The organism is Achromobacter sp. 46006 (assembly GCF_059761975.1).
Genome location: NZ_JCBANN010000010.1, coordinates 43,287 through 63,466, shown reverse-complemented (window position 1 = coordinate 63,466; position 20,180 = coordinate 43,287). Strand labels below are relative to the sequence as shown.

The 20,180-nt window shown below is 68.6% G+C and carries 18 protein-coding genes and 2 riboswitches; of the genes, 11 read left to right on the top strand and 7 right to left on the bottom strand.

The features are described from left to right. Positions 1-746 precede the first annotated feature (746 nt). The 3 genes from AC6LKG_RS08105 to AC6LKG_RS08095 all read left to right on the top strand — a co-directional run bounded on the left by AC6LKG_RS08105 (position 747) and on the right by AC6LKG_RS08095 (position 3,809). Complete coding sequence (locus AC6LKG_RS08105) at positions 747-2,429, top strand: putative bifunctional diguanylate cyclase/phosphodiesterase (RefSeq protein WP_498163838.1); 1,683 nt, start codon at positions 747-749, stop codon at positions 2,427-2,429. Between the two features lie 50 nt (positions 2,430-2,479). Then, positions 2,480-2,860 (top strand): RNA-binding S4 domain-containing protein, encoded by a 381-nt coding sequence (locus AC6LKG_RS08100; protein ID WP_498163837.1) that lies wholly within the window; start codon positions 2,480-2,482, stop codon positions 2,858-2,860. Between the two features lie 130 nt (positions 2,861-2,990). Further along, a complete protein-coding gene (locus AC6LKG_RS08095; protein ID WP_498163836.1) occupies positions 2,991-3,809 on the top strand; it encodes a hypothetical protein in 819 nt (272 codons plus the stop codon). A 42-nt stretch (positions 3,810-3,851) separates the two neighbouring features. Here the strand turns inward: AC6LKG_RS08095 and ppk2 are convergent, their stop codons facing one another. Continuing rightward, complete coding sequence (gene ppk2, locus AC6LKG_RS08090; protein WP_498163835.1) at positions 3,852-5,012, bottom strand: polyphosphate kinase 2; 1,161 nt, start codon at positions 5,010-5,012, stop codon at positions 3,852-3,854. 213 nt (positions 5,013-5,225) lie between these two features. On the opposite strand from ppk2, the gene AC6LKG_RS08085 reads away from it, so the two are divergent. The 3 genes from AC6LKG_RS08085 (at position 5,226) to AC6LKG_RS08075 (ending at position 6,791) form a co-directional block, all read left to right on the top strand. Next, the gene (locus AC6LKG_RS08085) at positions 5,226-5,669 is read left to right on the top strand and encodes a hypothetical protein (RefSeq protein WP_498163834.1); all 444 of its coding nucleotides are present in this window, start codon (positions 5,226-5,228) and stop codon (positions 5,667-5,669) included. A gap of 130 nt (positions 5,670-5,799) precedes the next feature. Then, the gene (locus AC6LKG_RS08080) at positions 5,800-6,312 is read left to right on the top strand and encodes a hypothetical protein (RefSeq protein ID WP_498163833.1); all 513 of its coding nucleotides are present in this window, start codon (positions 5,800-5,802) and stop codon (positions 6,310-6,312) included. Then, positions 6,288-6,791, top strand: coding sequence for a hypothetical protein (locus AC6LKG_RS08075; protein WP_498163832.1), 504 nt, complete (start codon positions 6,288-6,290; stop codon positions 6,789-6,791). The genes AC6LKG_RS08080 and AC6LKG_RS08075 overlap by 25 nt, the downstream gene beginning before the upstream one ends. 29 nt (positions 6,792-6,820) lie before the next feature. Here the strand turns inward: AC6LKG_RS08075 and AC6LKG_RS08070 are convergent, their stop codons facing one another. Both AC6LKG_RS08070 and AC6LKG_RS08065 read right to left on the bottom strand, forming a co-directional pair. Continuing rightward, positions 6,821-7,246 (bottom strand): CopD family protein, encoded by a 426-nt coding sequence (locus AC6LKG_RS08070; RefSeq protein WP_498163831.1) that lies wholly within the window; start codon positions 7,244-7,246, stop codon positions 6,821-6,823. A gap of 111 nt (positions 7,247-7,357) precedes the next feature. Beyond that, positions 7,358-8,764 carry a spinster family MFS transporter gene (locus AC6LKG_RS08065; protein WP_498163830.1) on the bottom strand — a complete coding sequence of 469 codons (1,407 nt, stop codon included), beginning with the start codon at positions 8,762-8,764 and terminating at the stop codon, positions 7,358-7,360. A gap of 162 nt (positions 8,765-8,926) precedes the next feature. On the opposite strand from AC6LKG_RS08065, the gene AC6LKG_RS08060 reads away from it, so the two are divergent. The 3 genes from AC6LKG_RS08060 (at position 8,927) to AC6LKG_RS08050 (ending at position 12,204) form a co-directional block, all read left to right on the top strand. After that, entirely contained in the window at positions 8,927-9,919 is a 993-nt protein-coding gene (locus AC6LKG_RS08060; RefSeq protein ID WP_498163829.1) for an AraC-like ligand-binding domain-containing protein, read from the top strand. 168 nt (positions 9,920-10,087) lie between these two features. Then, the gene (locus AC6LKG_RS08055; protein WP_498163828.1) at positions 10,088-11,185 is read left to right on the top strand and encodes an NAD/NADP octopine/nopaline dehydrogenase family protein; all 1,098 of its coding nucleotides are present in this window, start codon (positions 10,088-10,090) and stop codon (positions 11,183-11,185) included. 2 nt (positions 11,186-11,187) lie between these two features. Beyond that, a complete protein-coding gene (locus AC6LKG_RS08050; RefSeq protein ID WP_498163827.1) occupies positions 11,188-12,204 on the top strand; it encodes a 3-hydroxybutyryl-CoA dehydrogenase in 1,017 nt (338 codons plus the stop codon). 51 nt (positions 12,205-12,255) lie between these two features. Here the strand turns inward: AC6LKG_RS08050 and ampC are convergent, their stop codons facing one another. Then, entirely contained in the window at positions 12,256-13,401 is a 1,146-nt protein-coding gene (ampC, locus tag AC6LKG_RS08045) for a class C beta-lactamase (RefSeq protein WP_498163877.1), read from the bottom strand. A 186-nt stretch (positions 13,402-13,587) separates the two neighbouring features. Then, positions 13,588-13,678, top strand: a riboswitch (glycine riboswitch). A gap of 1 nt (position 13,679) precedes the next feature. Beyond that, positions 13,680-13,766: riboswitch (glycine riboswitch) on the top strand. A gap of 44 nt (positions 13,767-13,810) precedes the next feature. Between ampC and AC6LKG_RS08040 the strand changes: the two genes are divergently transcribed. Then, a complete protein-coding gene (locus tag AC6LKG_RS08040; RefSeq protein WP_498163826.1) occupies positions 13,811-15,040 on the top strand; it encodes a D-amino acid dehydrogenase in 1,230 nt (409 codons plus the stop codon). A 51-nt stretch (positions 15,041-15,091) separates the two neighbouring features. Here AC6LKG_RS08040 and AC6LKG_RS08035 read toward each other — a convergent pair whose 3' ends face one another. The 3 genes from AC6LKG_RS08035 to pdxR form a co-directional block, all read right to left on the bottom strand. Next, positions 15,092-15,835: a sulfite exporter TauE/SafE family protein gene (locus AC6LKG_RS08035; protein ID WP_498163825.1), complete on the bottom strand. Its 744-nt coding sequence runs from the start codon at positions 15,833-15,835 to the stop codon at positions 15,092-15,094. Positions 15,836-15,979: 144 nt separating this feature from the next. Further along, positions 15,980-16,768 carry a PhzF family phenazine biosynthesis protein gene (locus AC6LKG_RS08030; protein ID WP_498163824.1) on the bottom strand — a complete coding sequence of 263 codons (789 nt, stop codon included), beginning with the start codon at positions 16,766-16,768 and terminating at the stop codon, positions 15,980-15,982. 54 nt (positions 16,769-16,822) lie between these two features. Next, positions 16,823-18,325, bottom strand: a complete 1,503-nt coding sequence (pdxR, locus tag AC6LKG_RS08025) for a MocR-like pyridoxine biosynthesis transcription factor PdxR (RefSeq protein WP_498163823.1) — start codon at positions 18,323-18,325, stop codon at positions 16,823-16,825. 80 nt (positions 18,326-18,405) lie between these two features. On the opposite strand from pdxR, the gene AC6LKG_RS08020 reads away from it, so the two are divergent. Beyond that, the gene (locus AC6LKG_RS08020) at positions 18,406-20,121 is read left to right on the top strand and encodes an NAD(P)H dependent flavin oxidoreductase family protein (RefSeq protein ID WP_498163822.1); all 1,716 of its coding nucleotides are present in this window, start codon (positions 18,406-18,408) and stop codon (positions 20,119-20,121) included. The last annotated feature ends 59 nt before the right edge of the window (positions 20,122-20,180 follow it).

The following is a 20,180-nucleotide window of genomic DNA, read 5'->3' as shown; positions in this document are numbered from 1 at the left end:
TGCTGAATTTCGATGTTTCATTTCAGTCCAGCCGGCACACACCAGAACCTTGGAAACGATGCCTGCCGAAAACCAATCGATTGACCACGACGACGCCACGACCGATGCCGTGCCGAAATGCGCTCGGCGGCCAAGGAAAGGGCAGTTTCCAATGCAGCGGTAAACCCCAAGAAGATAATCCGCACCAGATTGAATTCACCGACCATCCACGGCAGTGGTTAATGCATCCGCACCGAAATTGCGCATGTGCCGCAGGCACTGCCAACTCTTAGAAGCTCGATATGCTACGCCGTCAAATAGGTGATTAAGGCGTGATTCCGTCCCATAATCTCGGACGCTTTTGAGTGTTCCGACGGTTATCCCCGACAGCCGATCCGTCGCAATGGAAGTACCCGGAAACGCCAAGCGGCAACATTATTTTTGCAATCCGGAAAAATGAAATACCCAATCTCAAATAAATGAAAAAAACAGTCAGGGACCTGCAGCACCGAGAAGATTCTTGATTTACGAGAAAACCCTCTTTGGCTGTATTGCATTTATTGCGCGCGGCACTCCTTATCCCTTCGAACAGGCCGGTGGCGGCGATCCACCGGCCTGTCCCGGAAGTCCTCCCTGACTCGACATTGCGGGCGCCGACCCGGCCACCGCATGCCCTGGCGAGTTGTTTTGCGCCTTCCAGGTTTTACGAGGCGCCAGCGATGCGATAAAACTGCACATCGATCGTGCCCAGGGATATCCGCCTCAAGATGAACGACGACAGCCCCGAATCGTCTCCTTCCCTTTCCGGCGCCGATGGCGCCACGCTCGACGCGCTCGCCGACGGCTTGCTGTCGGTGGACCGCGGCTGGCGCATCCGTTATCTCAATCGCGCCGCCGAGCGCCTGCTGCGGCGCTGCAGGCAGGACCTGATCGGACACGGCCTGTGGGATGCCTGTCCGGACCTGGTCGGAACCGGCTGCTACGATGCCTGCCGCGGCGCCCTGCAGACCGGCCGCCCCGCCAGCCACACCGGCTACCATGCGCCGCTGGCGAGCTGGTTCGAGGCGCGCGCCTTTCCCCACGAAGGCGGCCTGCTGATGCTGTTGCGTGATGTCTCGCGCGAACGCGAGGAAAGCGCGCAACTCAAGTACCAGGCCACCCACGACTACCTGACCGGCCTGCCCAACCGGCGCCAGTGCATGGACACGCTGTCGGCCGCCATCGCCGAGGCCGAGCCGGCGCTGGCCGCGCAGGGCGCCACGCTGGCGGTGCTGTTCCTGGACCTGGACCGTTTCAAGGAAGTCAACGATGCCTTCGGCCACGCCGAGGGCGACCTGCTGCTGTGCGACGTGGCCGAGCGCCTGCGCAAGTTCCTGACGCCCTCGATCTTCTGCGCGCGGGTCGGCGGCGACGAATTCCTGCTGGTCTTGCGCGGCACCAACGAGCGCGCGGCCGAGACCCTGGCCAATTCGATCCTGAATTCGCTGGCGCGGCCCAGCGATATCCATGGCCGCTCGGTCTCGCTCGGCGCCAGCATCGGCATCGCCCTGATGAACGCGCCCGGCGAATCGGCCGAGACGCTGCTGAACTACGCCGACGCGGCCATGTACGCGGCCAAGTCGGCCGGGCGCTTCCAGGTGCGGGTCTACCATCGCGAGCTGATGCAGGGCCTGGGCGCGCGCCTGTCGCTGCGCGGCGACATCCAGGACGCGCTCAGCGGCAACCAGTTCGAACTGCACTTCCAGCCGCAGATCAGCATGCACGACGCGTCGCTGTGCGGCGCCGAGGCGTTGCTGCGCTGGCGCCATCCGACCCGGGGCCTGCTGGCGCCGGCAGCCTTCCTGGACGTGATCCTGGACTCGCCGCTGGAGCCGGCCTTGACCGAGTGGGTGGCCAACGCCACCTGCAGGCACATCAGCGAATGGCTGGCCGAAGGCCTGCCGGTGCCGCGCATTTCCTTCAACCTGTCGGCGCGCCAGTTGGTGGCGCCGGACCTGGCGGACACCATCGTGCACCTGGCCCGCAGGCACGGCGTGCCGCCGACGCTGCTGGACGTGGAAGTCACCGAGAATTCGTTGATGAGCGACGTGGAAAAGGCCTCCTCGATCCTGGCGGCGCTGCGCGCGGCCGGCATTTCGGCCTCCCTGGACGACTTCGGCTCGGGCTATTCGAGCCTGGCCTACCTGGCGCGGCTGCCGATCGACACGCTCAAGATCGACCAGTCGTTCGTCTGGGCGCTGGGCAAGGTCCCTACCGCCACCGCCGTGATCCGCGGCGTGGTGCGGCTGGCGCATTCACTGGGCATGCGCACGCTGGCCGAAGGCGTGGAGACCGAAGCGCAACGCGAAATGCTGATCGAGGAAGGCTGCGACGCGATGCAGGGCTTCCTGTTCAGCCGCGCCCTGCCCGCCAGCGCCTTCGCCGCGCTGCTGCGCGACACGCCGGCATGACGCCTGCCGCTATCATGTGTGCTTGATGGCGCAATATCGCGATGGCGGCAATGGACAAGATTCGGCTCGACAAATGGCTCTGGGCAGCGCGTTTCTACAAGACGCGCAGCCTGGCGGTGGACGAAATCGGCAAGGGCCGGGTGCAGGTCAATGGCCAGCCGGCCAAGCCGGCGCGCGAGGTCGGCCCCGGCGACGTGATCAGCATCCGCAAGGAAGACCCGCCCATCCAGGTGCGCGTGGTGGCGGTCAGCGGCGCACGCGGCCCGGCGCCGGTGGCGCGCCAGTTGTACGAGGAAACCCCGGAAAGCGTGGCCGCGCGCGAACGCGCGGCCGAAATGCGGCGGCTGGCGCCCGAGCCGGCGCTGGACATCGCGGCCGGCCGGCCGACCAAGCGCGACCGGCGCCTGATCGACCAGATGCGGGGCAAATGAGGCGGCGCCCTGCTGCCCGGGTTGAGATCCGCTTATGGCAATACAACACCGATTCGGCATTCATATTGTCGACAAGTCCGTATGAAACGGTTTGCCGTTAGTATGCTGCGTCAACGAGAAAGGACGGAGCATGGAAAGGACAGCCCCAGCGTTTACGGAAGATCAACTAGTCAAGGAAGCTGAAGTCCGCCTAAGGAATTTCTTCACGGCGCGCAGCCGTAAGTTCCTGTCATACACTCCTGAAAATACCTCGCAGAATTTCTATCAGCTCGATCAGTACTGTGCGGACTTGGTCGCATGCGTGGACGATTGGTATCCGCTCCTGTTGGAATTCAAGCTCTTCGACGGTAAGTATCTGCCATCATTCAAGAAGACCCAACATGAAGGCTTGATGCTTCTGAATGAACATGGCGTACCGGTACGCTATTGCTTCAATCGCACGACCCATATGGCCGTTGCCGACGATGCCGAATTCCTAGATGCACTGCTAACCTGCGAGGCCAAGCCGCTACCATCCCGAACGCCTGTTACGACACACTCGAGCCTGCTGAATCTACTGACTAAGCAGGAGCACGGCGACCATAAATTGGCCCCATTGGCGTTTTGTTATTCGGGGGTGTTCGAGAAAGCACAAGTGGCGGAGTTGAACACAGCTCGACTGCTCATTCTTGCCGACACTTCAGTACTTTCGCTGCCCGCCCAATACGGCAAGCAGCTCGTGGACCGGATCTGGGCAAATCAGCAAAAATCAGGGCGAAAACCCGGTAAGGTATTGCAAGAACTGCAGAGCGAAATCATAAGACTCAGGATGAGCTATTCGGATCTGGTGGCTGAATTCCAAGCAATCGAGCAACGCGATAGGCAAGAACTCGGCGAAGCGTTTGGATCCATTGACGAAATGGATCCCAGGTCCGACGAGCCGCCCTCCTATCCATCACCCGGGATGTAGAGAACGACGACCCTGACTCGATTTCACGCGGGATTGATACGCCTACAGCGCCCGCCCCACGATCAACGGGTCCAGCGCCAGCTCCGGCTGGCCGCTCTTGCCTTCGTACGGCAGGCGGCTCAGGACGTAGCGCATGGCGTTCAGACGCGCGCGCTTCTTGCAGTCCGACTTGACCACGATCCAGGGCGCATCGGCGGTGTCGGTGTGCGCGAACATCGCCTCCTTGGCGCGGGTGTAGTCGTCCCATTTGTCGAGCGAAGCCAGGTCCACCGGGCTGAGCTTCCATTGCTTGAGCGGATGCACCTTGCGCTGCAGGAAGCGGCGGCGCTGCTCTTCCTGGCTGACCGAAAACCAGAACTTGACCAGGTGGATGCCGCTGGTGACCAGGTGGCGCTCGAAATCCGGCACCTGGCGCAGGAACTGCAGGTATTCCTCCTGCGAGCAGAAGCCCATCACGCGCTCGACGCCGGCGCGGTTGTACCAGGAACGATCGAACATCACGATCTCGCCGGCGGTGGGCAGGTGCTGCACGTAGCGCTGGAAGTACCACTGGCCGCGCTCGGTGTCGGACGGCTTTTCCAGCGCCACCACGCGCGCGCCGCGCGGGTTCAGGTGTTCCATCATGCGCTTGATGGTGCCGCCCTTGCCGGCCGCGTCGCGGCCCTCGAACAGGATCACCACGCGCTGGCCGGTGGCCTTGACCCAGGCCTGCAGCTTGAGCAACTCGACCTGCAAGGCGTACTTCTGTTTTTCATAATTGCGCCGCAGCATGCGATGGCGGTAGGGATAGATGCCCTCGCGCCAGTCGGTCGCCAACTCCTCGTCGGGATTGCGGCGGGCGCCGCCGGCCTGCGCATTGGCTTCGAGCAGCGCGCGCTGCACCGCCAGCGCGTCGTCGGGCGAGAGTTCCTCGATCACCGAGCGCAGCGCCGCGTGGGCCTCGCCGGAATCGCCGACCCGATAGCGGCGCGCGATGTCGGCCAGCACAGCGGTGGTTTCCTGGCGCGCGGCAACCGCGCGCGCATTGACGCGCTTGTGCGCCTGGATCGCCGGCTCGATGGCGGGCAGGCCGGCGGGTGCGGTGACGGGGGCCGCGCGCTTGCGCGCGACGGTGCGCTTGGCCGCGCGCGGCGCGCGCGCCTCGGCCTTGCCACTGGCGGCGTTGCCGTTGTGCGTGGAAGCTGGCGGGGTCTTGTCTGTCATCAGTACTGTCCTTGCTGCGCGTGAGGGCCGGTTGCGGATGGCCGGGCAGTCGCCGGCGACCCGTCAGGAAAAACATCAACCGTAACGCGCGCCCGGGCGTGCGGGATTGATGTGCATCAAGGCTTGTAACATTCTTGCGGCATCATCCGCGCCGCGCCCCCCATGGCGGCGGCACCGCTACACTGCGGCCATCGACCTTGCCTCCACGCTGCCATGTGGTCCCTGCTCAGACGCCTGCTTACCGGCCCCCCCGCCCCGCCCGATCCCTACGCCGAAACCATCCGCTTCGACGAGACCGGCTTCACTCGCGCGCTCGGCCCGGATGGCGCGGGCGGCCGGCGCCAGTCCTGGCCCTGGAACGACATCTGCGAATTCGGCTTCCGCTTCACGCCGGCGCTGTTTCCCGACCCATGGAGCGGCGACTACATGGAAGGCCTCTGGTACATCCGGGTGCGCGAGGCGGGCACATTGATGGCGGTGGAATTCGGCCAGGAACACCTCGACCCCGACGCGCTGCCGGCGGCCCTGTTGCGGCACATGCCGGGCCTGGATCCGCAGCCTCTGCGCGCGGGCCTGGCGGTGGCCGCGCGCGGGCCGCGCCATTTCGCGGGCGAAGGCGAATGGGTGGGCTGGCGCCGCGCGCCGCATTGCGCCTGACCTGCCTGCACAGTAACATCCAATGCCAAATATTTCGTGATCGCCACCCGCCGTGGACACGCGTAGAGAACCCACCCTGAGTCTGCCAGGCGCCGACACGCCACTGCCCACGCCCCCCGCGACGCGCCCCATGGCGCCACGGCCCGGCCGCGCGCTGCGCGCCGCGACCTGGCTCCTGTACCTCGGCTTGTGGCTCGGCCTGCTGGCACTGAAGGGCAGCCACCCGCCGCCACCGGGCGCCGCCGCCGAAACGCTCGGCTACCGCATCGGCGGCGCCATCGGCAGCGCGCTGGTGCTGCTGTTGCCGGCCATCGTCGCAATCCTGGCGCTGTCGCCATTCAAGCGCCTGCGCACCCCGCTGCACCGCATGCGCATCGCGTTCGCCTGCGGCCTGCTGTTGCTGGCGGCGGGCGCCGCCCTGGTCGGCCTGGGCGCCTATCGCGACACGCAAAGGGCCATCGCCATGGCCGAACTGCGCCGCACCGGCGAATGGGTGCGCGCGGCGCTCGACGCGCCCGACCGTGCGCCCGGCGACGTGCCGGACATCGACACCACGCCCAGGGCGCGTGGCATGTATGGCGAAATCGAACGCGGCATGAAGACATCCTGCAGCAGCGCGTGGCGCAGTATCGCGCCTACATGAAGGAACTGGACGAGGCGCGGCTGTCCGAACTGTTCATCGCCAACCGGCTCGCGCGCGACCGCGGCCTGGTGGAAAGCCGGTTGATCCTGGAGCAATCGCAACGCGTGGTGCGGAAATACAGCCTGCAGAACCAGCGGCTACTGGCGGACGTGCCCGCCATCCTGCGGTCGCTCGACCTGAGCGAGGAGCAGAAGAGCCAGATGGTCGAGGGCGCGATCAAGGCGCGGCCCCGGCAGCAGGCCTCCCTGGCCCGCAACTGGGAACTGGAACGCCAGACACTGGCCGAATTCGAACAAATGATCAATCTGCTCGACGACAACCGCAGCGCGTGGCGCGTGGCGCAGAACGAGATCGTGTTCGATCACGCCAGCCTGCTCGACCGCTTCCGCACCCACCAATTGACCGTGCGCCAATTGACCGAAGCGCGCGCGCGGCTGGAAACGCAGCAATTCGACAGCCTGATCTCGGCGCTGCGCTGAGCCGGGCCGCCGCCGCCCGGGAGGGCCGTTCAGAACGGCTTGACGACCACCAGCGTCACGATGACCGCCGCCGCGATCACGGTGAACGGCGCATACAGGTCCACCAGCGGCGCGCGGCGGGCGCTGCCTTGCGCCTGACGCCGCAGCGCCGCGCTCTGCAACCCGAGCAAGGCCGACAGCGACAGCGCCAGCGCGACCTTGATCCAGATCCAGGTCATGGCGAACCAGCCAAAGGTCAGCGCCAGGTGCAGCCCGACCAGCCAGGCCAGCACCATCGCCGGTGTGGTCACGCACAGGGTCCAGCGGCGCAACGCGCCCAGCATCTTGCGCTCCCTGGGCGCCTCGTCGCTGTCGGGCGGTTGCGACGACAGCAGGAACAGCGACACGAACAGGGAACCGCCCAGCCAGGCGACCACGGCGGCGACATGCAGCATTTTGAGAAGTTGGTAAGTCATGCGCGCGATTATCGCCGCACTGGCGGGCGGCGGGTGGCTCCGGGCCGCATGTGTTTGCGCTACGGCAAAGACCGACGGCGGCCGACGCCGGCCGCCATCGGCATCAGCCCGTCACGGCGTCTGCACGGCTGGCGCGCTGGCCGGGCCGGCCGGGGCCGCAGCCGCCTGCGCGGCACGCTCGCCTTCTTCCCGCGCCAGGCTGCGCCGGTACCTGCCGCAGCCCGCCGCCAACAGGCCGACACAGGCCAGCGTGGCCAGGCCGATCAGCCAGGACATCGAATGCCCCACCGCGGCCGGATCGTGGAACACCCGGTCGGTCAGCAGCGCCACCGCCGTCGTGCCCAGGCCCAGCCCGATCAGGTTGGAGATCAGCAGGAACAACGCCGAGACCTGTGCCCGTAACTGATTCGGCGGCAGGATCTGCATGGCCGCGGTCGAGGTCGGCATGGGAAACGAGGCGAAGAACATTGCCGGCAGCAGCAGCCCCACCGACAGCCACAACCCGTCCACCTGGGTGAAAGCCACCGCCGGCAGCGCCATGCCGAGCGCGCCGATGACACCGGCGCGCAGCGGCGCGTCGCTGTAGCCGCGCCGCGCCAGCCAGTCCATCAGCCAGCCGCCGCAGAACACGCCGGCGGTGTTGGCCACCAGCACCACCGTGCCCAGCATGTAGCCCGCCTGCACCGGCGACAGGCCGAACTTGCGCATGTAGAAGGCCGGTGTCCAGCCCAGCAGGCAGAACAGGATCATGGCGTAGAACGAGAACCCCAGGTAATGACAGCAGAAGGTGCCGCGATGCCGGCCCAGGAAGCGGAACACGTCGCCCGCGGTGGGCTTCTGCACCTGGCCGCTGGCATCGCGGCGCAGGCCCTTGCGCTGCGGATCGCGCACGGTCAGCAGGATCAGTAGCGCCACCAGCACGCCGGGCAGGCCGACGATGAAGAACGTCACCTGCCACGGCCGCAGCGTGCCCAACCCGGGCACGGGCACGCTGTCGACGCTCTTGAGCAGGTCAATGACGTAGCCGCCTATCAGGAACGCCAGGCCGCCGCCGATGAACGAGCCGATCGAATAGATGCCTACCGCGCGGCCCAGCTTGTGGCGCGGGAACATGTCGCTGAGCATGGAATACGTGGCCGGCGACAACGCGGCCTCGCCCACGCCGACGCCGATGCGCGCCAGGAACATCTGGCCGAAGTTCTTCGACAGGCCGCAGGCAGCGGTCGCCAGGCTCCAGAAGGCCACGCCGATGGCAATGATGCGGGGCCGCGACCAGCGGTCGGCGAGCAGCGCGATGGGAATGCCCATGAAGGCGTAGAACAGCGAAAAAGCCAGCCCGTGCAGCAGGCTGAACTGGGTGTCCGAAAGCTGCAGGTCGCGCTTGATGGGCTCGATCATCAGCGCCAGGATCTGCCTGTCGACGAACGAAAATATGTACGCTAGCATGCAGATCAGGACGACATACCATTCGTAGGCATAGAGTTTCTGCGCCGCGTCGTTTCCGGTATCGCCCGTCATGTTCTTCCCTTGTATCGCAATGGGATCGCGCCGGCCGCATCGAGGCTCGGGCGACGTCCCGCTGTCTGGTTCGCCATTCCGATGGCTGCATCTGTTGTATGCCTTTGCGCCGGCCGGCTCTATACCGGGCGCGCAACGGCTATTCCCGGGGCGCAGGAAAGCATGTTCCACGATACCTATCCGCTGCAACGCCATTGCCTGCTGGATTCGGGCAACCTCTCCGAAATCACCGACCAGGTCAGCCAGCACCTGTGGTCGCACCGCATGTGCGTGGCACGCGGCGACCCGCTGCAATCGCGCCTGTATGGCGTGTTCTTCGGCAGCGCCGCGCTGTTCGACCTGCACTACGGCGCCGAGGTCGAGATCGATGCCGGCGACATCGCCCGCTATTACCTGGTGCGGGTCACGCTGCAAGGCGCCGGACAGGTCACGCTGGGCAAGCGCAGCGCGGCCCTGCGCGAAGGCGGCCTGACCATCTCGTCGCCGTCCGAGCGCAGCGTCCTGCGCATCGGCCCCGATTGCCGCAGCATGATCCTGCGGGTCGAACGCGAGGCCCTGGAGCGCCAATTGCAACAGATGCTGGATCGCCCCCTCAGGCAGGCGCTGGTGTTCGACCTGGAGGCGGCGCCCGGCTCGGCCGGCCTGGCGGCGGTGCAGGAGACGCTGGACTACCTGTGCCGCCTGTACCAGCATCCCGCCATCGAAGGCGTGACGCAGACGCTGGCGGCGGGCTTTTCCGACTACCTGATCTCGCTGCTGCTGATGCAATTGCCGCACAACTATTCCGAGGCGCTGCGCGCCGACCGGCGCCAGCCGCTGCCGCTGCACGTGCGGCGCGCGCGCGACTACATCGAAGAGCACATCGACGCGCCCATCGCCCTGCCCGAACTGGCCGCGCATTGCGGCGTGTCGATCCGCACGCTGCAAAATGGCTTCACGCAGTTCCTGCGGCAAAGTCCCAGCGATTACCTGCGCAACCGCCGCCTGGCGCTGGCGCACGCGGCGCTGGGCAGCGCCGGCGACGGCGACAGCGTGACCGACATCCTGCTGCGCTGCGGCGTGACCAGCTTCGGCCATTTCGCCACGCACTACCGCAAGCGCTACGGCTGCCTGCCGTCCGACACGCTGCGGCAGGGCCGCGCCCGCGCCGGTTGAAGGGCGGAGCACGAGGCTTGTTCAAGCGTGGGGCGCAAGGCCGATTGCGGTAACGGGCCGCGCCCCGCCGCGCATTCCCTTGCCGATTCCGTATTCCGCTTGCGCCTGCGGCGCAGTCCGCCGCGCCAGCCCTCGCTAGGATCGAAGCTCTTACGAAGGAGTTCGATCATGCGCATCGGCGTTATTGGAGGCGGCCACGGCTGCTACGCGGCGGCCGCCGACCTGGCGGAAAAAGGGCATCAAGTGCGACTGTGGCGCCGCGACGGGGCGGCCTTCGACGGCCTGCGCCGCGTCGGCGCGCTGGAGGTCACCGACTATCGCGGCACCCGCCGCATCGCGCTGGGCGACGGCCCCGGCCAGATCGAACTGGCGGCCACGCTGGCGGATGCCTCGGCGGACGCGCCGCTGCTGGTGATTCCGCTGCCGTCCACCACGCACGCGGCGCTGGCGCCCGAGCTGGCGCCGCACCTGCGCGACGGCCAGGTGGTGTTCCTGCCGCCCGGCACCTTCGGCAGTTACCTGTTTGCCCGCGCCCTGAAGGACGCCGGCAACCCCGCCGAGGTCGCCTTTGCCGAGACCGGCACCCTGCCCTACCTGGCGCGCAAGCACGGCGACCGCATCGTCATCAGCGCCTACGCCACCCGCCTGCCCACCGGCGTGTTCCCGAGCCGCCTGGCCGGGTCCGCGCTGGCAACGCTGGCGCAGGCCTATCCGAGCATCGAGCCGATCGAGGACGCCCTGTCCGGGGCGCTGATGAACGCCGGCCCGGTGATCCATCCGCCGCTGATCCTGATGAACGCCGGGCCGCTGGAACACTTCGAGCGCTGGGACATCCACAACGAAGGCACCCAGCCCTCGATCCGGCGCGTGACCGACGCCCTGGACGCCGAACGCATCGCCATCCGCACGGCGCTGGGCTATGCCGCGCCGCACTTTCCGCTGGCCGACCACTACGCCAGCGAGGGCGATGAATGGATGTATGGCCGCGGCGCCCACGGCAAGCTGACCGACAGCGGCGACTGGCGCGAAACCATCGACCTGGGCACGCACCGCTACATGCTGGAAGACACGCGCCTGGGCCTGTCGTTCCTGGTATCGACGGGGCGCTGGGCGGGCGTGTCCACGCCAGTGGCGCAAGGCCTGCTGAGCGTGGCCTCGGCCGTGGCCGGCCGCGACCTGTACGCCGAGGGCCGCACGCTGGAAGCGCTGGAACTGGCTCAGCTCACGCGCGAAGCCATGGCCACGCTGCTGGCGCGGGGAGTTTGAGCATGGACAAGACCTTGTGCGTGGCCGGCGCCGGCCGCATGGGCATCGGCATCGCGCTGTCGTACATCCATGCCGGGCTGGATGTCACGCTGATCGACACCAAGCCGCGCGCGGCCAGCGCCCGGGCCCAGTACTTCGCCGGCGTGCTCGGCGCGCTGCGGCGCGAACTCGGCACGCTGGCGCGTCTGGGACTGCTGGAGGCAGCGCAGGTCGACACCGCGCTGGGCCGGGTGCGCCTGGCGGCGCGTGACGAGGCGGCCGGCGACCTGGCCCGCGCCCGTGTGGTGTTCGAGGCCGTGCCTGAACAACTGGACGCCAAGCGCGAAGCCTTCGGCTGGCTCGGCCGCGCCTGCGCCGCCGACAGCGTGATCGCCTCCACCACCTCGACCTTTCTCGTCACCGAACTGGCCGACATGATGCGCGAGCCGGGACGCTTCCTGAATGCGCACTGGCTCAATCCCGCGTACCTGATCCCGCTGGTGGAGGTGAGCCGCGGCCCGCGGACCACCGAGGCGGCCTTGCAGGACCTGCTGGCGGTGTTGCGCCTGGCCGGCAAGACGCCGGTGCAGTGCGCGCCCGCGGCCGGCTACATCGTGCCGCGCATCCAGGCGCTGGCCATGAACGAGGCGGCCCGCATGGTCGAGGAAGGGGTGGCCAGCGCCGAGGACATCGACACCGCCGTGCGGCTGGGCTTCGGCCTGCGCTTCTCGGTGCTGGGCCTGCTGGAGTTCATCGACTGGGGCGGCGGCGACATCCTCTACTATGCCTCGCGCTACCTGTCCGGCGCGCTCGATGCGCGCTTCGCGGCGCCGGCCATCATCGAACGCAACATGGAACAGGGCCGCAATGGCCTGCGCGAAGGGCAAGGCTTCTACGACTATGCCGGCATGGACGTGGAGGCGTACAAGCTGCGGCGGCTGGGCGAGCTGTGCGCGCGGCTGGAAATCATGGGTTTGCTGCCGAAGTTCGATGGCGCCCGCAGGCAGGGCGCGGCCTGCGGCAACCCGGACGCGGCCTGATGCACCGGCGCCGCGCGGCGCCGTGCCAGCGGTCCGCCGCTAGCTGAATGCTCAGGGCGCCAGCGCCCCGAGCACCCGCAGCGCCAGCCGCACCCGCGCCTCATTGGGATAGTTGCGGTTGGCCAGGATCACGATGCCGAGCTGGCGCGACGGCACGAACGCCACGTAGGCGCCGAAGCCATTGGTGGCGCCGGTCTTGTTGATCCATACCGCCTGCTGCGGCGCCAGCGGTGGTTGCAGGGCCTTGACCGGCAGGGTCTCGAAGGCGACCTGGGCGGAATTGCCGTGCACCACGTCTTGCACCGACACGGGATAGTGGTACTGCTCCCACACCAGGTCCTGCGTCATCGCGCCAAGCTGGTAGTAGCCGGCGTGGGTGGCGGCGATGGCGTGCCGGAGCGTGGCATCGACCGGCGCGGTGCCCAGGTTGATCTCGACGAAGCGCAGCATGTCGCGGGCGCTGGACTTGACGCCGTAGGCCTCGTCGGCCAGCACGCCCGGACGCAGGCGTATGGGCGCATCGCGCTTGTCGTAGCCTTGCGCGTAATCGGCCATTTTCTGCGGCGGCACCTCCAGGTAGGTGTTGCGCAGGCCCAGCTTGGGCAACAGCCCCTGCTCCAGCGCCGCCACGTAAGGCTGCCCCAGCGCGCGGGCCGCCACCACGCCCAGCATGCCGATGCCGGGATTGGCGTAGGTACGCTTGGCGCCGGGCGCGTACCGCGGCGTCCAGGCTTTCAGGTAATCCATCATCTGCGCCATGTCTTGCACCGTATCCGGCACCTGCAGGGGGAAACCGCCGCTGGTGTGCGTGGCCAGATTCACCAGCGTCTGCTTGGCGAATGCACTGCCTCGCAGCTCGGGCAGCCACTTGGACGGACTGTCGTCCAATGACAGGCGGCCGGTCGCCTGCGCGTAGGCGGCCAGCGTGACGGTGAAGGTCTTGCTGATCGATCCGAGTTCGAACAGGGTGTCGCTGGAGACCGGGCGACGCGGCTCGCGCGAGGCATCGCCGTAATTGAAGAAGCGCTGTTGGCCGTTGCGGCTGACGCCGATGGCCATACCGGCGATGCCGTACTGGCGCATGACCTCGGCCACGGCCGCGTCGACGGCGATGGTGGCGCGATCGGCCCTGGCAGGCGTTCCGGCCGGGGGCGTGGCGGCAGCCGGAGAGGCCGTGGCGGCCGCGGCCAGGGCCATCGCCAGGGCGGCAAACAACAGGGAACTGCGGGGCGTTGCCGGAGCGCGCATGCGGGATCGTCCTATCGCTGGAAGCCGGCGCGGGCCGGCGGATGAGGCGCCCAGTGTAGAGCCAATTCCTTTCCGCCCTGGTATTAACCCTGAGTCCCGCCCGCGACGAATTTGGCTATTCTCGGTGCGTCGATTCAAAACCCCGCAGAAGAGTCCCGCCCCCGTGGCGGGCGCCGACGGAGCAACCGCCCCGGAAACTCTCAGGCAACAGGACTGCGCGGTCTAGACAATCTGGAGAGAGGCGCCTGGCGCCCACCGAAGGGGAACCCGCGCCGCCGCGCCCGGGTGAAGCTCTCAGGTACAGAGACAGATGGGGTGCCGCGATCATTAGGTCGTGGCCACGCCATCTGGAGCCATCATGCCCCGCATCGCCATCATCGGCGCCGGTATCACCGGCGTCACGTCCGCCTACGCCTTGAGCAAACTGGGCTACGACGTCACCGTCTACGACCGCCAGCGCTATCCCGCCATGGAGACGTCCTTTGCCAACGGCGGCCAGTTATCCGCCAGCAATGCCGAAGTGTGGAACAGCGCCGCCACCATCATGAAAGGCCTGCGCTGGCTGGGCCGCCACGACGCGCCGCTGCTGCTCAATCCGCGCCCGAGCTGGCACAAGTATTCGTGGCTGGCCCAGTTCATGGGGCAGATCCGCAACTACCGCCAGAACACCATCGCCACCACCCGCCTGGCGATCGAGGCGCGCCAGCACCTGTACGCCATGGCCGAGGCGGAAGGCATCGACTTCGACCTGGAGCGCCGCGGCATCCTGCACATCTACCACGATGCCGCCAGCTTCGAGACCGCGCGCCGCGCCAACGCGCTGCTGCGCGAGGGCGGGCTGGAGCGGCACGCCGTCACGCCGGAGGAAATCCGCGGCATCGAGCCGACGCTGCAAACGCCCTGCCACGGCGGCTTCTATACGCCGTCCGATGCCACCGGCGACATCCACAAGTTCACCAGCGGCCTGGCGCAAGCCTGCGCGCGCCGCGGCGTGCGCTTCGAACAGGACGCGGACATCCGCGCCATCAGCCGCGACGGCCTGCCCTACGTGCTGGATATCGCGCGTGAAGAGGGCGCGCGGCGCGAACAGCACGAGGCCGACGCCATCGTGGTCTGCGCCGGCGCCGCCAGCCGCCGGTTCGCGCGGCAATTGGGCGACAGGCTGAACATCTATCCGGTCAAGGGCTATTCGATCAGCGTGCACCTGGACGACGCCGCCAGCCAGGCCGCCGCGCCCAGCGTGAGCCTGCTGGACGAGGCCGCCAAGATCGTCACCAGCCGCCTGGGCGACCGTTTCCGCGTGGCCGGCACGGCCGAGTTCAATGGCTTCAACCTGGACATCCGCGCCGAGCGCATCCAGCCGCTGGTGGACTGGACCCGCCGCCACTTTCCCGGCGTGCGCACGGCGCGCGTGGTGCCGTGGTGCGGTCTGCGGCCGATGATGCCCGACATGATGCCGCGCGTGGGGCCGGGCAAGCGGCCGGGCGTGTTCTACAACACCGGCCATGGACACCTGGGATGGACGCTGTCGGCGGCAACGGCGCAAATGCTGGCGGTAAGCGTGCGGGAGGGGATGGGACTGTCGTAAAGCCATTGCGGCAGACCACAGGCCTGGGCCGGGCCGGACGCGGACCGGTCCTCAATGCCCCAGCAGCCGCGGCAGCGACGAAGCCAGCAGCGTCAGCCCCGAGCAGGTCAGCAGCCCCAGCACCAGGCGCCGGAAGGTGACCTCCGAAATGCCGATGTACAGGCGCGTGCCCAGCAGCGTGGGGATCAGCATGGCCGGCGCCACCACCGCGAACATGGGCGCCATGTCGCGCGTGACGATGCCGGTGGCCAGATAGGTGGCCATGGTCACGGCCAGCATCGACAGGTTGAAGTTCTGGATCACGGCGCGCTGCGTGTCCTTGTTGAAGCCGCGCAGGGTGCACCACAGCGTCGGCACGCTGCCGGCAAAGCCGCCGATGCCGCCCAGCACGCCGCCCACCAGCCCCACCGCGCCATCGCCCCAGCGGTTGCCGCCGACGCGCGGCAGCCGCTGCGCCATCAGCATCACGGGGCACCACAGCGCCAGCAGCGCGCCCAGCACCGCCTTGAACCAATCCATGTCCAGGTGCGGCAGGACCAGGACGCCCAGCGGAATGCCCGCCAGCCCGCCCAGCAGGAACGGCCACAGCAGCGCCCAGTCGAAGCCGCGCCGCACCGAGAACACCGCCAGCAACTGCCCGGTGAGCGCGCCGAATACCGCCAGCGCCGCCGCCAGCCGCGGGTCCAGCACCCAGGCCCAGAACGACATGGACACCATGCCGAAGGCAAAGCCCGACAGGCCCTGCACGAACCCCGCCACGGCTGCGCCGATGGCGACTATCCACACCGCATCCATTGCCCTGCGTCTCCTTGTTGCCGCGTCCGCTGGCGGGCCCCATGGCGCGCCCGGATCTCGTGACGGCAGATTCTAGGCGCGCATCGCGGCGGCTCTATTTGAAGTGTTGATGAAGCGATAGGTTTTCGGTGATGGCGGCCGGCATCACAGGAAGATCGTGCCGCGCAGGTACAGCGCGGCCTGGCCGCTGATGACGACGCGGCCGTTGTCGCGCAGCTCGCATCGCAGTTGACCCTTGCGCGCCCCGCCCTGCTCGGCGCTCAGCACGGTTTTGCCCAGCCGTTGGCCCCAATAGGGCGCCAGCGACGTGTGCGCCGAGCCGGTCACCGGGTCTTCATTGACGCCGACGCGCGGGCCGAACCAGCGCGACACGAAGTCATGGCGGGTGGACGGCGCCGTCACCGCCACGCCGCGCACGTCGAATGCCGCCAGCGCGGCGAAGTCGGGCGCGAGGCCGTCGATCAGGCTTTCGTCGTCGATCACAACCAGGTAATCGTCGGTGCGGTACAGCGCGCGCGCCGCCGGCAGGCCGAGCGCCCGCAGCAGGCCGTCGGGGATGGCTTCGGCCACCGGCCGCTTGGCGGGGAAGTCCATCGCCAGCCCGTCGCCGGCGCGCCGCACCTGCAGTTCGCCGCTGCGCGTGGCAAAGCGCAGCACTTCTTCGCCGGCGCCCAATTGCTCGAACAACACCCAGGCGGTCACCAGGGTCGCGTGGCCGCACAGGTCGACCTCGACCGCCGGCGTGAACCAGCGCAGCTCGTGGACGTCGCCGCGGCGCACGACGTAGGCGGTCTCGGACAGGTTGTTCTCCGCGGCGATGCGTTGCAGCGTGGCGTCCGGCAGCCACGCCTGCAGCGGCACCACGGCGGCGGGATTGCCGCCGAACGGCGCGGCGGAAAAGGCGTCTACCTGGTAGAGATCGAGTTGCGGCATGGAGAATCCTGGAAAAACGGTGGAGACGGGACGGCGCCGCCAAGCCGCATTTTGCTACGAAACGCCCGCGACTTCCCGCAGCAGCGCCTCCAGCCGGTCCAGGTCCGCGTCCTGGCGCGCGCTGTAGCCAATTACCACGCCCGCCGGCCAGGACACGCGCCGGCAGAATTGCGCGACCGGCTGCAGGCCCAGGCCCTGCGTGTGCGCCCGCGCCAGCAACGCCGCCACGTCGAAGCCGGGCGGCGGCCACCACACCAGGTGAAAGCCCGCATGCTCACCGCTGACGCGCAGCGCCGCCACGCCCACCGCCTGGCGCAACATGCGCAGCACCCGATCGCGCCGCTGCGCATAGACCGGCCGCGCTCGTCGCACGTGGCGCGCGAAGCTGCCGTTCTCCAGGAACGCCGCCAGCGTCATCTGCTCGACGATGCTGCCGGAGCGGCCCGTCAGGTAGCGGGCGCGGGCAAAGTCCGCCACCAGCGGCCGGGGCAGCACCGCGTAGCCGATGCGCAGGGCGTTGAACAGGGTCTTGTTGAAGCTGCCGCAGTGGATCACGCGGTCGGCGCGGTCCAGGCTTTTCAGGGCAGCCAGCGGCGCGCCGTCGTAGTTGAATTCGCTGTCGTAGTCGTCGTCCAGGATCCAGCAACCGGCTTGCTCGGCCCAGTCCAGCAGCTCCAGGCGGCGCGACACCGGCATGGTGACGCCGGTGGGCGACTGGTGCGCCGGCGTCACATGCACCAGCCTGACGCCGCGATGGCGGCGGGCGCGCGCCACCGAAAAGCCGTGCTGGTCGATGACCACCGGCACCACGCGCCGCGTGTACTGGCTGAACAGCGGCATGGCGTTGAGGTAGCCGGGGTCTTCCACCAGCACCTTGTCGCGCGGCGTGAGCAGAAGGCGCCCGCTGAGATCGAGGCCGTCGCGGATGCCGGTCAGCACCACCACTTGGTCGGCATCGCAGGCAATGCTGCGCGCCGCGCCTAGATAGCGCGCGATCTGTTCGCGCAGGGGATACCAGCCCTGCGGATCCTCGCGCGCCAGTTGCGCCGCCGTCAGCCGCCGGGCGCTGGCCAGCAGGCCCTGGCGCCAGGCCGTCATGGGAAACAGCGAGGCGTCGGCGCCGCGCGCGGTGAAAGGCGGTTCGTGCCGCAAGGGAGGAACCGAACGGTCGGCATCCCGCGGGGCCGAGCGCGGCGCGCCGCGCGTGGCGGCAGCGGGCGCAATGGCCGTATCGCCCGACAGTCCGTGGCGAAAGAAATTGTCCGGGATGACCGCCGCCACATAGGTGCCGGACCCGACCGCGCCGGCGGTATAGCCTTCGCCGCGCAACTGATCGTAGGCGGCCTCGACGGTGGAACGGGCAACATGCCAGCGCGCCGCCAGACTGCGGGTGGACGGCAGCCGCCCGCCCGAGGGCAGGACGCCGCGCAGGATGCGCTCGCGGATCTGGCGGTACACCCAGGACTGCTTGGATTCGTCCGGGCGCGGCGGATCGACCGGCAGGTCCAGGCTGGCCTCCTGGCGAGTATCGCGCGAAAGTGGCTTGGTCTGGTTCATGAAAATGGCCCTATTTCATCGAGCCATTCTATCGCTACATTGCCCCATCGCCCCCCGGGGCACGCCACCGGAATCGCGCCATGTCCACGCCCGCCCACACCATCATCCTCGAGCACGGCCGCTTCACCAACGATGGCAGCACCTCGATCCTGGAAGCCGCGCTGGCCCAGGGCGTGGCCGTGCCGTTTTCCTGTCAGCGCGGCGAGTGCGGTTCATGCCGGGCCCAGGTGGCCGGCGGCGCCTACGCCCGCATCGCGCCGCCCACCGAGCGCACCTATGTCACCGCCGCCGACGAACTCCTGATGTGCCAATGCCGCGCGGCCGGCGACCTGACGCTGCGCTTCCCGCACTGGCAGGCGCCGCCGCAACCGGCGCGCCACTATCCGGCAACGGTGCTGTCGCGGGTGCCGCTGACGGCCGACGTGACCCAGCTGATCGTGGCGCCCCGCGACGCCGCCGGGACCTTCACCTGGCAGGCCGGACAGCACGTGCGCATCCTGATGGAAGATGGCGGCGAGCGCCCGTTCTCCATCGCCAGCGTGCCGGCCACGGCCGGCCCCGCCCGGCTCGAATTCCACATCCGGCGCATGCCCGACGGCGGTTTCACCGAACGGGTGCTGCCGCACCTGATGCCCGGCGATACGCTCACCCTGGCGGGCCCGCACGGCGCCTGCGTCTGGCCGGCGCGGGGCTGGGCCGAGGCGGTCCAGGAGCTGGTGCTGCTAGCCACCGGCACCGGCTATGCCGGCGTCCACGCGATCATGATGGCGGCATTGCAGGACCCGCGCATCAGGCGCGTCACGCTCTACTGGGGCGGCCGCGACGAGGACGACTGCTACGCGGGCCCGCTGCTCAACGCGCTGCAAGGCAAGCACAGCGGGTTCCAATGGCAGGCGGTGCTGTCGCGAGCATCCGCCACGCCCGCCTGGCACGTGCAGGACGCCGCCCTGGCCGCGGACCACGACTGGCCGCGCACGGTGGCCTACGCCTGCGGCAACCCGGCCATGGTGCGCGCGGCGCGGGATCGGTTGTGCGCGGCCGGCCTGCCGCCGGACCGCTTCGTGTCCGAGGCCTTCGTGCCGGCGCGGGACCGGCCCGCCACGCGCGTCGCGCCGGCCCCCGCCCACCCGTGGGAGCAGGTGGGCCCGCGCTTCAGCCTGGACGGTATCCTCGACGCCCGCCGCCGCTCGCGCGAGGCGGTGCGCGAGATTGCCGCGCTGCTGCGGCCCGGCATGACCACGCGCGAGGCGGTCACGGCGGCCGATGCCCACCTGCGACGCATGGGCGCCTCGCACAACTGGCACCCGACCTACGTGCGCTTCGGCCCCGACTCGCAGTCGCCGGCGGTGCAGCCCACCGACTTCCAGCGCCGGCTGCGCGACGATGACGTGTTCGTGGTGGACATCGGCCCGGTCTGGGACGGTTACGAGGGCGACTATGGCGATACCTTCGTGCTGGGCGCGGATGCCGACCGCCGGCGCTGCGCCGAAGCCGCGCGCCAGGTGTTCCGGCGCACCCGCGAGGACTGGCTGCGCGGGCTGACCGGCGCGGCCCTGTACGACCGCGCCGAGGCCTACGCGCGCGACTATGGCTGCGAGCTGGTGCGCGAGGTGCCGGGCCACCGGGTGGCGGATTTTCCGCACGCGCTGTACGGCCGGCACCGGCTGGCGCAGGCCGAATTCGTGCCGGCCGACGGCATCTGGGTGCTGGAGATCCAGGTGCGCGACCGGACGCTGCCGATCGGCGCGTTCTACGAGGACGTGCTGTTGCGGGAGATGGCGGACGCGGCAGCTTGACCGGACTCAGGGTTTGTCCCAATGCCCGGCCTGTCGATCCGCCCCAAGCTCATACGTCG